The sequence below is a fragment of the Blastomonas sp. genome (assembly GCF_041747255.1).
Lineage (GTDB): Bacteria > Pseudomonadota > Alphaproteobacteria > Sphingomonadales > Sphingomonadaceae > Blastomonas.
In genome coordinates this window covers 1-11848 of sequence record NZ_JBGTFM010000115.1, presented here as the reverse complement: position 1 = coordinate 11848, position 11848 = coordinate 1, and the positions used below count along the sequence as shown (strand labels likewise).

At 60.6% G+C, this 11848-nt stretch carries 12 protein-coding genes; 6 read left to right on the top strand and 6 right to left on the bottom strand.

What is annotated here, in order from left to right; translation table 11 throughout:
• Positions 1-827 (bottom strand): hypothetical protein (locus tag ACEW8G_RS04010; protein ID WP_373487159.1); only part of this gene is annotated, 827 nt, incomplete at its 3' end.
• Between the two features lie 105 nt (positions 828-932).
• On the opposite strand from ACEW8G_RS04010, the gene ACEW8G_RS04005 reads away from it, so the two are divergent.
• The 3 genes from ACEW8G_RS04005 (at position 933) to gyrA (ending at position 5203) form a co-directional block, all read left to right on the top strand.
• Positions 933-1691 (top strand): YaaA family protein, encoded by a 759-nt coding sequence (locus tag ACEW8G_RS04005; RefSeq protein WP_373487158.1) that lies wholly within the window; start codon positions 933-935, stop codon positions 1689-1691.
• The gene (locus ACEW8G_RS04000; RefSeq protein WP_373487157.1) at positions 1688-2383 is read left to right on the top strand and encodes an SDR family NAD(P)-dependent oxidoreductase; all 696 of its coding nucleotides are present in this window, start codon (positions 1688-1690) and stop codon (positions 2381-2383) included. Before ACEW8G_RS04005 ends, ACEW8G_RS04000 begins: the two co-directional genes overlap by 4 nt.
• 129 nt (positions 2384-2512) lie before the next feature.
• A complete protein-coding gene (gyrA, locus tag ACEW8G_RS03995; protein ID WP_373487156.1) occupies positions 2513-5203 on the top strand; it encodes a DNA gyrase subunit A in 2691 nt (896 codons plus the stop codon).
• A 9-nt stretch (positions 5204-5212) separates the two neighbouring features.
• Here gyrA and ACEW8G_RS03990 read toward each other — a convergent pair whose 3' ends face one another.
• The 3 genes from ACEW8G_RS03990 to ACEW8G_RS03980 are packed head-to-tail and all read right to left on the bottom strand — an operon-like array spanning position 5213 to position 6533.
• On the bottom strand, positions 5213-5602 hold the full coding sequence (locus ACEW8G_RS03990; RefSeq protein WP_373487155.1) for a type II toxin-antitoxin system death-on-curing family toxin: 390 nt from the start codon (positions 5600-5602) through the stop codon (positions 5213-5215).
• Positions 5603-5830, bottom strand: coding sequence for an AbrB/MazE/SpoVT family DNA-binding domain-containing protein (locus ACEW8G_RS03985; protein ID WP_373487154.1), 228 nt, complete (start codon positions 5828-5830; stop codon positions 5603-5605). It lies immediately after the preceding gene.
• A gap of 31 nt (positions 5831-5861) precedes the next feature.
• Positions 5862-6533, bottom strand: coding sequence for a lysoplasmalogenase (locus ACEW8G_RS03980; RefSeq protein ID WP_373487153.1), 672 nt, complete (start codon positions 6531-6533; stop codon positions 5862-5864).
• Between the two features lie 98 nt (positions 6534-6631).
• On the opposite strand from ACEW8G_RS03980, the gene trmFO reads away from it, so the two are divergent.
• Positions 6632-8002 carry a methylenetetrahydrofolate--tRNA-(uracil(54)-C(5))-methyltransferase (FADH(2)-oxidizing) TrmFO gene (trmFO, locus tag ACEW8G_RS03975; RefSeq protein ID WP_373487152.1) on the top strand — a complete coding sequence of 457 codons (1371 nt, stop codon included), beginning with the start codon at positions 6632-6634 and terminating at the stop codon, positions 8000-8002.
• Position 8003: 1 nt separating this feature from the next.
• Here the strand turns inward: trmFO and ACEW8G_RS03970 are convergent, their stop codons facing one another.
• Positions 8004-8456, bottom strand: coding sequence for an EF-hand domain-containing protein (locus ACEW8G_RS03970; RefSeq protein WP_373487151.1), 453 nt, complete (start codon positions 8454-8456; stop codon positions 8004-8006).
• Between the two features lie 28 nt (positions 8457-8484).
• Positions 8485-9069 carry a hypothetical protein gene (locus tag ACEW8G_RS03965; protein ID WP_373487150.1) on the bottom strand — a complete coding sequence of 195 codons (585 nt, stop codon included), beginning with the start codon at positions 9067-9069 and terminating at the stop codon, positions 8485-8487.
• Positions 9070-9276: 207 nt separating this feature from the next.
• On the opposite strand from ACEW8G_RS03965, the gene ACEW8G_RS03960 reads away from it, so the two are divergent.
• Positions 9277-11202: a pilus assembly protein gene (locus ACEW8G_RS03960; RefSeq protein WP_373487149.1), complete on the top strand. Its 1926-nt coding sequence runs from the start codon at positions 9277-9279 to the stop codon at positions 11200-11202.
• A gap of 8 nt (positions 11203-11210) precedes the next feature.
• Positions 11211-11798 (top strand): TadE/TadG family type IV pilus assembly protein, encoded by a 588-nt coding sequence (locus ACEW8G_RS03955; RefSeq protein ID WP_373487148.1) that lies wholly within the window; start codon positions 11211-11213, stop codon positions 11796-11798.
• Positions 11799-11848 lie beyond the last annotated feature (50 nt).

The window sequence follows — 11848 nt, the reverse complement described above, 5'->3', positions numbered from 1 at the left end:
GCCCAGGCAGTTGGGTCAGACTTGGTGGCGCGCGCAATCTGGAAGCCGCGCTTTGCCCAAGTACCAGCATATTGACGGTCACCCGCCAACTGGCCTTCCACAGCCTGCTTCAGAAAGGGAAGGCCCTGCGCGGCAATCGCGGTGTTTTCAGGACTGATGTTACGACCCCCGGATTTCGCAATCGCTTCACCAAAATGCGCCTCGGCCAGCTGGAACAGGTTGACAGGGTTGCTCTGGCCAGCGTCAATAGCCTGCTTTAGATACTGCCGAGCTTTAGGGAAATCATTGGCGAGCAGTGCCTTTTCACCCACGAAGCTGTTGTATGTGCGGGATTCCTCAGGAGTCGTCTTGCCGCTGGACAGAGCCAGTTCAAGCCCCTTGATTTGCATGGCATCATTCGAGGTCTTCAGTCCGATCTGCAGCATCATCTTGCCGGTAAGATTTTTCTCATCGCCCGACACTGCAATCGCGGTGGCTTCGTTCAGCCTGGCTTCAGCGGTCACGAAGTCGTTAGCGGCAAAGGCTGTCTGTGCGGCAGAAAATGCCGTCCGAAACTCATTGCTAAGCTCCATCTCTGGCGCTTTTTCAGCATTCTTATCCTTCTTTGCCACGCGCTGAGCTTGTGCCGGATCGATTGGCAGGGTAATCGAGGCCACTCCGGTAACCGCGAGCGCCATCGCAAGGGTCATCGGGAAATTGAATGTGCGGTTCTTGCGTTGCATTGGGAATCCTCCGGTAATTTCTGGGCGGTTGCAAACCGCATGAAAGCCAAGCTGTGGCTGACGGCAGATGAAGCCGTCCTTAATGCTTTGGACAATAACGGACAACCGGGCTTTCAGGTTCCATGTGCGAAAGGGCGCTTTTTGGTTCGCCAGAGCCTGGAAACCCGGGCCTTTGCAAGCTGATCAAGCCTCGGCTATGCGCTGGCATGTATGATCATTCTCGTATCCCCCGCAAAGTCGCTCGATTTCGATTCGCCTCTCCCAGCCGTCACTGCCAGCACGCCGCGCTTTGCCGAACAGAGTGCAACGCTGGTGCGTTCCGCCGCGCGTCTGTCAAAGGCCCGTCTCAAGCAGATCATGCCGGTGTCCGACGCGCTGGTTGATCTGAATTATGGGCGGTTTCGCAGCTTTTTCGATCAACCCGAACGTCCGGCGGCCTTTGCCTTTAACGGCGATGTCTACACCGGGCTCCAGGCGCGCACGCTTGAGCCAGCGGCGCTGAACTATGCGCAAGATCATTTGCGGATACTGTCGGGCCTCTACGGGCTGCTTCGCCCGCTCGATGCGATGCGCCCCTACCGGCTTGAAATGGGCACCCGCTGGGCACCACGCCACACGTCATTGGTGCGTTTCTGGGGAGATAGGATCGCTGCCGCGATTGCCGATGATCTGGCCGCGTGCGGCGGCGATACGGTGATCAATCTCGCCAGCCAGGAATATTTCGCCGCTGCTGAAAAGGGGCTGGTCAAGCGCGGCATTCGTGTTGTCACCGCTGATTTTCGTCAAGACGGGCCCGACGGACCCCGATTCATCAGCTTCGATGCCAAGCGTGCGCGCGGCATGGCGGCGCGATACTTGTGCGAGCACCGGTTTGCTGATCCGGAGGCGCTCAAGGGATTTGACAGCGACGGCTATCACTTTGTACCCGACAAGAGCGACGACACAATCTGGCGCTTCGTCCGCGCATGAGCGAGTGCACGGTTATCATCGGCGCGTCAGGCGGTATCGGCAGGGCGCTTGCCGACCGCGCCGAGGCATCGGGCCGACAGGTGGTGCGGCTCGCCCGCAGCAGCGCTGGCGATCTGCATATCGACATTGAAGACGAAGCCAGCATCGTTGCGGCGGCGCAGCGCATCAAGGCACAGGGGCTTGGCGTCAAAACCATCATTGTCGCGACCGGATTGCTCCACGATGGCAGCAAGGGGCCGGAAAAGGCGCTGCGAGAACTGGATCCGTCGTGGATGGCCCGCAGTTTCGCGGTCAACGCCATCGGCCCTGCGCTGGTCGCCAAGCATTTCCTGCCGCTCACCCCCAGACGCGCGCCCGCCCTGTTCGCCGCCATCGGCGCGCGGGTGGGCAGCATATCGGACAACCGGCTGGGCGGCTGGTATGGCTACCGCGCCGCCAAGGCCGCGCTGCACATGACCATCCGCAACATTGCGATCGAATGGCAGCGCAGCAATGATCAGTCGATTGCTGTGGCGCTACATCCGGGCACAGTCGATACTGCGCTCAGCAAGCCATTCCAGGGCCGGGTGTCAGACGGCAAGCTGTTCGCGCCCGATTATGTCGGTGAACGGTTGTGGAGCGTGCTGGATAGCCTCTCGCCCGGCGATTCGGGGCAGATATTCGCCTGGGATGGACAGCGCATCAAACCTTGAGCGGAATTGTGCCCCAAGCAACTGATTTAGCTGTTGAAAAAACCTGACAAAAAGCCCGCAATTGCTGGCCTTTTCGCCCCCCCTGCCCTAGACGCAAAAGCGTCATAAAAAAGCATAAAAGGCGCACAGATGAACGACGACACCGCAACGCGGGATCCTTCCGACATTGAACGCATCGACATCGTCGATGAAATGCGGTCGAGCTATCTCGACTATGCCATGTCGGTGATCGTCAGCCGCGCCTTGCCCGATGTTCGCGATGGTCTGAAGCCTGTTCACCGTCGCATCCTGTTCGCCAGCTTTGAGGGCGGTTTTGTCGCCGGCAAGCCCTATCGCAAGTCCGCCAAGATCGTCGGCGACGTGATGGGTAATTACCACCCGCACGGCGACAGCTCGATTTATATGGCGCTCGCACGCATGTCGCAGGACTGGGCGATGCGCGTGCCTTTGATCGACGGCCAGGGCAATTTCGGATCGATGGACCCCGATGCGCCGGCATCGATGCGATACACCGAAGCACGTTTGGGCAAAGTCGCGCTCAAGCTTCTGGAAGACATTGAAAAAGACACCGTCGATTTCATGCCGAACTATGATGGTTCGCGCGAAGAGCCTCAGGTGCTGCCCGCGCGCTTCCCAAACCTGCTGGTCAATGGCGCAGGTGGCATCGCGGTCGGCATGGCGACGAACATGCCACCGCACAATCTTGGCGAGGTCATCGATGGCTGCCTCGCCTGGATCGACGACCCGATAATCGAGCTCGACGATCTGATGAAGATCATCCCCGGTCCTGATTTTCCGACCGCACCGTTGATCCTCGGCCAGTCGGGCGCGCGCGCGGCTTATGCCAAGGGGCGCGGATCGATCATGATGCGCGCGCGCCACGAAATCGAAGAAGGTCGCGGCGACCGCCGCTCGATCGTGCTCACCTCTATTCCCTATCAGGTCGGCAAGAACGCGCTCGTCGAAACGCTTGCAGAGGCGGCCAAGGACAAGCGCATCGAGGGCGTCAGCGACATCCGCGACGAATCCAACCGCCACGGCGTGCGCATCGTCATTGATCTCAAGCGCGATGCCACGCCCGATGTGGTGCTTAACCAGATTTGGCGGCACAGCCCCGCACAATCGAGCTTCCCGGCCAACATGCTCGCCATTCGTGGCGGCAGGCCAGAGGTGCTTACCCTCAAGGACATTATCGAGGCGTTCGTCCAGTTTCGCGAACAGGTCATCACGCGGCGCACCAAGTTTGAGCTCGCCAAGGCGCGCGACCGGGCGCACATCTTGCTCGGCCTCGTCGTTGCGGTCACCAACATGGACGAGGTGGTGCGCATCATCCGGGGCTCCGCCTCCCCGGCAGAAGCGCGCGCTGCGCTGCTGGCGCGCGAATGGCCCATTGCTGAAATCGCGCAGTATATCCGGCTGGTGGAAGCCATCGAGGGCGAGGTCGAGGGCGATATCTACCGGCTCAGCGACCTGCAGGTGCGCGCCATTCTTGATCTGCGTCTGCACCGCCTCACCGCGCTGGGCCGCGATGAAATCGGCAATGAACTCAAGGTGCTTGCTGCGAGTATTGAAGAGTATCTGGCAATATTGGGCGACCGGCAGAAGCTTTACGACGTGCTGCGTGCCGAGCTGATCGCGGTGCGCGATGAATTTGCCACCCCACGCCTGTCGGTGATCGCCCCCGCGTGGGACGGGATCGAGGACGAAGACCTGATCGAGCGCGAGGAGATGGTCGTCACCGTCACCCTGCAGGGCTATATCAAGCGCACCCCGCTCGACGCTTTCCGAGCGCAGGCGCGCGGCGGCAAGGGCCGTTCGGGCATGACCACCAAGGATGAAGACGCGGTGACCAGCATGTTCGTCACCTCGACCCACACCCCGGTGCTGTTCTTTTCGACCCACGGCAAGGTGTATCGCAAGAAGGTCTGGCGCCTGCCCGAAGGCGGCCCGGCAACGCGCGGCCGTCCGATGATCAACCTGCTGCCGCTGGCGACGGGCGAGACGATCCAGACGGTACTCGCCCTGCCCGAGGACGAGGCGAGCTGGGCCGACCTGCATGTGATGTTCGCGACGGCCAACGGCACGGTGCGGCGCAACGCTATGGACGCCTTCACCAACGTGCCGACCAACGGCAAGATCGCGATGCGGTTCGATGAGGGATCGGATGACCGGCTGATCGGCGTCGCGGTGCTCACCGAGGGCGATGACGTGCTGCTGGCGACCAGACAGGGCAAGGCAATCCGGTTTGCCGCAACCGATGTGCGCGAATTTCAGAGCCGCACATCCACCGGAGTGCGCGGGATGACGCTGAAGAACGGCGATGAGGTGATCTCGCTCTCGATTCTGGGTGGCTTCGCTGCCACGACCGAGGAACGCGACGATTATCTGCGTGCGGCACCCTGGAAAGGCAATGAGGCGGAACCCACGCTGCCGCCTGAACGGGTCGCCGAGTTTGCGGCAGCCGAACAGTTCATCCTCACCGTGTGCGCCAACGGCTATGGCAAGCTCTCCTCGGCCTATGACTATCGCCGCACCAATCGCGGTGGCCAGGGCATCACCAATATCGACAATATCGCCCGCAACGGCCCGGTGCTTGCCAGCTTCCCCGCCCACCTGAGCGACCAGCTGATGCTGGTCACCAATCAGGCCAAGCTGATCCGGCTCGGACTGTCGACGATGCGGGTGATCGGTCGCAATTCCGCCGGTGTCCGGCTGTTCAATGTTGCCGACAACGAGCACGTCGTTAGCGCGGCGCGCATTGCCGAGGATGAGCATGAGGGTGAAGAGCCTGCAATTGAAACAGAGGCACAGCCGGAATAATTGCGCTCCTTAAAGCAAAGCGACGATATGATCGCGCAACCACGTGGCGACCTCATCTTCGGTGAGGTCGCCAGCGGCCAGTGCCAGCGTCATCACGACCAATTCCGCCTCGCTGATCTCAAACGCCACATCGTTGAGTGCCAGAAACAGCAACATCGTTACAGCTGCCGTGCGCTTGTTGCCATCAGCAAACGGATGATTTCGCGCCAAGCCGAACGCGTAAGCTGCGGCCAACGCCGAAGCGTCCGGGTCGCCATAGGCTGCCAAGTTTTGAGGACGCGCCAAGGCGCTTTCAATCAGCCCCGCATCCCTGATGCCGCTGATGCCGCCGTGCTTGGAAATTTGCTCTTCATGCAAGGCCAACACGACATCCAGTCGCACCCATATCCAGTCGCGCATTCATTTCGCCAGTTCGCGAAGGGCGTTGCTGTACTGCGACATGATGCCTCGCGCCTTTTCCATCTGCTTGTCAAACTCCGGGTCAACCGACTTCAAGGCAATGCCATCGGCCTGCTTTATGACCGATACTTCGTCACCCTGCGAGAGATTGAGATGCGCAAGCAAATCCTGCGGCAAAATGACGCCGGTGGAGTTGCCGATCTTGATGAGTTTGAGGGGCTTGTTCATACCAATGTTATAACAGTTGCGCGGTTGCTGATCAAGCCGCGACTCTTGGGTCCTTATGACGCAGCGTCAGGATGACACCGGTGCAGATCAGGAACTGGCCAAAATAATAGGTCGGCCAAATCAGCAAGTCGGGCAACACAGAGCCATCAAGTGGCCCCAGCCGTGCAAAAATCAGCAGGTCTGAGATCACAAACAGCAAGGCGCCCGTGCCGACCCGGTAGCGCGGGAAATTGCTGGTCCACGCCATCGCTGCCATGGCACCAAGAAACAGCGTGTAAATCGCGATGCCCGGTCCGCCGCTGCGATCAAACGGCAGCGCCCAAGCGATCAGCACCACGCAGGGCACCATTACGATGGCAAACAGCCGTTGGCTGAACGCAAGCCGCGCCCGGCGATGGCGCAGATAAAGGGCAATCGCGATGATATGGCCAATCAGGAACGCCACCGCGCCATAGATCATGTCGATCTCAATCAACATGTCGCCCAGCGACCCGAAGGCCATGATCGCGGCCATCAGGCGACCATCCGTCGAGTGATGGCGCACAACGGCGAACACCGCCAGAAAGCCGACGCCCAGCCCTTTCCAGATGATCAGATAGAGACCCGGAATATTGTTATCGCGCAGGAAATAATAGCTGATCCCGGCGATAAGGCTGAGCAGCAGCCAAGGCCGGGAGTCTGCCAGCGCGCGTTTGACCACCATGTTCACTGCCCCCGTTTTGGCGCCGTCCAGCCTTCCACAGTCGCAATCAAGACGCTGGACCCTGTGCAAAGCGCACACTTGCCGCTATTGGGCAAGACATGACCAAGACGCAAGAATTTCAACATCAGGTACACATCATCGGTGGCGGGCTCGCCGGATCCGAGGCGGCATGGCAGCTCGCCGAGGCTGGCATCAAGGTGCGCCTGTCGGAAATGCGCGGCAGCGGCGACATGACAGCAGCGCACCAGACCGACGGGCTTGCCGAGCTGGTCTGTTCCAACAGCTTTCGCTCCGACGACGCGGACCGCAATGCGGTGGGCCTGCTGCATCAGGAGATGCGCACGCTCGGCTCGCTGATCATGGCAGCAGCGGAATCTTCCAAGGTTCCCGCCGGATCGGCGCTCGCCGTCGACCGTGATCATTTCTCAGGATATGTTACCAGGGCTTTGAGCGAGCACCCGAATATCCACGTCGCGCGCGAACGGATTGACGCCCTGCCCGATCAAGGCATGACGATTGTGGCCACCGGCCCACTGACCGCGATGACATTGGCACAATCGATCGGCGCTGCCACCGGCGAGGATGCTCTCGCTTTTTTTGACGCGATTGCGCCCATTGTTCACCGCGACAGCATCGACATGGACATCTGCTGGATGGCAAGCCGCTGGGACAAGGTGGGGCCGGAGGGCGACGGCAAGGATTATATCAACTGCCCGATGGACAAGGAACAGTATCTTGCATTCCACCAAGGATTGATCGACGGCGAAAAGACCGAGTTCAAGCAATGGGAAAAAGATACCCCCTATTTCGAAGGCTGCATGCCGATTGAGGTCATGGCGGCGCGCGGGGTAGAGACGCTGCGTTTTGGCCCGATGAAACCGGTGGGGCTGGACAATCCGCGCACCGGGCGCTGGGCCTATGCCGTCGTTCAGTTGCGGCAGGACAACAAGCTGGGCACCTTGTGGAACATGGTCGGTTTTCAGACCAAGCTGAAGCATGCCGCGCAGGTCGCGCTGTTCCGCACCATCCCTGGACTGGAAAAGGCAGAGTTCGCGCGGCTTGGTGGACTGCACCGTAACACCTTTATCAATTCGCCCCGCCTGCTCGATGCGCAGCTGCGGCTGAAGCAGGCGCCGCACATTCGCTTTGCCGGGCAGATGACCGGGTGCGAGGGCTATGTTGAAAGCGCCAGCATCGGTTTGCTCGCAGGGCGGTTCGCAGCGTCAGAACTGCGCGGTGAACGGCTTGATGCACCGCCGCAGACGACCGCGCTGGGCGCCTTGCTCGGCCATATCACCGGCGGCGCCGATGCGAGCGCGTTTCAGCCGATGAACGTCAATTTCGGCCTGTTTCCGCCGCCCGAGGGAAAAATCCACAAAAAGGCGCGCAAGGAAGCGCTGACATCGCGCGCGCGTGCCGACTTGCAGCGCTGGATCGCCTGTCAATCCCTCCTGGTTGCCGCAGAATAGGTCAGCATTTACAAGCAGCTGCGGGGGCTTTCTTAGGTTTTGTTGTCGCAAACTCCTGCGGCGTCAGACGACCATCGCCATCGGCATCTGCCTTGAGGAAACGCTGCGATGTGGCGACCGCCCACTCTTCGAATGTAAGCAGGTTGTTGCCATCTGTGTCCAGCGCCTTGAATGCCTTGGTGCGGCTGGCGAGCAGCTCCTCGCGCGTGATGATGCCGTCGCGGTTGCGGTCATGCCGGGCAAAGCGGCGCTCCTCGCGGGTGAGTTCGGTCACCTCGGGCGGATCGGGACCGCGCATCGTACCCGGATCGGCCAGGGGCAGGCCTTCATCGGGCGGCGGGGGTGGCGCAGTCAGCTTGGCCAGCGCGTCATCCTGCTGCTGCGCACGGATCAAGAAAAATCCCCCGAGCAACAAGGCGATTGCGGCAAGCCCGCCCAACAGAACACGCCCCATGTCATTTCCCCCGCTCTGCAGACCGCTGTTACCACCCTGTCAGCCCATGCCAGACCAGGGCTGCAAATAGCGCGGGCCTGCCTGGCGGAAGATCAAATCTGGCGCGCCGGATGTCAAGCAGAGCGGCGCGGCCAAGCATCGAGAGCGGTCGCAATCTGCGCGGCAGCCGCACGCTCGCCAGCCAGGCAAGATCATCGGCGCTGATGGCAAAGCGCTGCGCGTCGGCAGCACCAGCGTCTTCGCGCACCCATGACCATGCCGCCCAAATGCGCCCCAGCCGCAGCGATGTATCGCGCACGCCTGTGCCCGCCAGTTGATCGAACACCGTAAACAGCTGCCCCCTGCCCTCGACATAGGCCTGCCATGCGCCCGCATCGTTCGGGGCCAGCAGCGCCTCCCAGCCGCGCACCACCGGCCCCAATGCCGCAGTAAGATCAACCCCTGCCGCTTCGGCCGGCAACAGACCTGCCACCACCGGATTGGCCGAGGGCCGCAACGCTGCGGGTTGCGTCATGACGTCAAGCCACCACTGCAGCCGGATCTGCGCGAGCATCGGTTCACGCGCTCCGCGCACAATCGAGGCCATCTGCGCATCGAAGGCAAACAATGCCACGCACCATGACTGCATGGACGCATCGCCATAAGCGCTAACCAGCCCAATCAGCGGTGAAATTCGGATTTCAGGCGGCAACATGTAACGTCAAGCTAGCCGATTTCCGCCCTCGAACGAGGTTAAGGCGGCGATAACCAACTCCCTTGGAAGGCTGCTTACCATTGCGCGCGTAAAACGCTGGATACGTGAATTGGGACATTAGCCAGCATGAACAGCACATATCAGCACAACGCAAGCGGGCAAGACGCCGTGCCGATCGCTTCAACGGGCCGCGCTCATGCGCTGCGACGGCCGTTGTTCAATCGGTTGCTGGCATCCAGAGCGGGCAATGTCCTGCCGATTGTTGCGGCCAGCATATTGCCGATGGCCGGGATGATCGGCGGCGCGGTCGATATGAGCCGCGCGTATATGGTCAAGTCCCGCATCCAACAGGCGTGCGATGCCGGGGTGCTGGCGGGTCGCCGCGCAATGCAGCAGACAAACTACAGCACGGCGGCACAGGCACAAGCGCAGGACTTTTTTGATATCAACTTCAAGGAAGGCTACAACGAAAGCACCGATGTGGTGTTCAACACCACCAACCCGTCGGGCAGCAGCCGCGTGGTTGGCACCGCCTCAACAGTTGTTCCCACAACGATCATGGGAATCTTCGGTAAAGAGTCCATCCCCATCGAGGTCGAATGCGAGGCGGAACTCAACGTCAGCAATTCCGATGTCACCTTCGTGCTCGACGTGACCGGATCGATGAATGACTCCATTCCGACTGGCAGTGGCGGTTCGATCGTCAAGATCACATCGCTGCGCAATTCGGTGATGGATTTTTACGACACGCTGGCAGGCGCGGCGGTGGGCAGCAACACGCGTATCCGTTATTCATTCGTGCCCTATTCGACCAACGTCAACGTGGGTGAGCTGCTGTATGACACCAACCCGCAGTGGCTGAGTGGCGGCAACGTCGCAGACAGCTGGGACTATCAGTCGCGTCGCCCGATCTGGCAAGTCACCTCGACAACCACCGAGGTCGATTATCAGACCTATGGCGTCAACATCAACCGATCCAAATGTACAAGCTATGGCAACAATCAGGATTTCGACCAAGGTGGCGGCTGGAATTTTCGCCCGGACCCGGAAGCCAATCCTGTTGTTTCCGGCAACACGACGACGACCTACGCGCCCTGGACCTGGGGTGGAGTGGCGCCCAGCTGGAGCGGGGGGGGCAACAAGTCGTGCGTGAGGCGGCGGACCCGTGAAACGACGACCGTCACCCAATCGCCGACATGGCAGGCGGGCGCAACTTTTGCCTATTGGGAGTATTTGCAGCGCAACTACCCCACGTATGACCTGCTGCGTTCGATCAAGACCGCAAACCCGGCTGTGCTGCTGCCGACCCAGACGAACGGGTCGACATCACGCTGGGGCGGATGCATTGAGGAACGCCAGACGATTGCCGGCGGCAATATTGCCTATTCGGGCAGCACCGGGATCACTGTGGATGGCAGCGGCAATGCCCATGATCTAAACATCGACATGGTGCCCAACAGCGACATCACCAAATGGAAGCCTTATTGGCAAGATGTTTACTATCGGCGTGATGGTGGCCGTTCCACCGCGTGCCCGACCAAGTCGCGCCTGCTCGCCACCATGGCACGCACCGAAGTGCAGAACTATGTCAACTCGCTGGTTGCCGTCGGTGGTACCTATCATGATGTCGGCCTGCTGTGGGGGGCGCGGCTCGCGTCACCACAAGGTATTTTCCAAAGCACCGTCAACGCACCGCCAGGCAATGCCGGAACCGTCGGGCGGCATATGATCTTCATGACCGATGGTGAACTGACCAGCTATGATTTCGTCGCCAGCATGTATGGCACCGAAATGCTCGACCAGCGCGTAACCGGCGGCAGCAACAACCCGACCCAGCTCGAACGCCAGCGCCGCCGCTATCTCGCGATCTGCGAGGCGATCAAGGGCAAGGGGATCAGGCTGTGGGTGATCGCCTTCGGCACCACGCTGACCACCGATCTGCAAACCTGCGCCAGCAGTGGCAGCGCCTTTACCGCAGCAGATAGCGGCCAGCTCAACACTGCCTTCCAGAACATCGCCAAGCAGATTTCAGAACTGAGGCTGACCAAATGACGCGCGGCATGGGCTTTGTCAAAACGCTCGGGGCTGAAAAGCGCGGAGTGACGGCGGTCGAGTTCGGCCTCATCGCCCCCACCTTCCTCATGCTGCTGCTCGGCGTGTTCGATCTTGGCTATAACGTTTATGCGCGCGCCATTTTGGATGGCGCGGTGCAAAAGGCGGGGCGCGATTCCGCGCTTGAAACAGCCGGGGGGGCAGTCGCGACGCTCGATGCGAATGTGCGCCAAAATCTTGGCCCGCTCGCGAACAATGCTTCATTCGCTTATGAACGTCGCAACTATCGTGATTTTGCCAAGGTGGGCCTGCCCGAAGAGTTCGAAGACACCAACGACAATGGCATCCGCGATGCAGGCGAATGCTTTACTGACGAGAACGGTAACGGCATCTGGGATTCGGACCTCGGCCGCTCGGGCGTCGGCGGTGCGCGCGACGTTGTGCTCTATACAGTGCGGATGAGCTATCAGAAAAAGTTCCCGCTTTATCAACTGATCGGACAGGACGGACAGGCGACAATCGCTTCAGCAACCGTGCTGCGCAACCAGCCCTTCGGCGATCAGGCCTCAGCCACCACAGAGGTGATCTGCACATGAACAGCTTGCTTATCCATCATCCGCTCAGGGCACTCACCAACCGCTGCCGA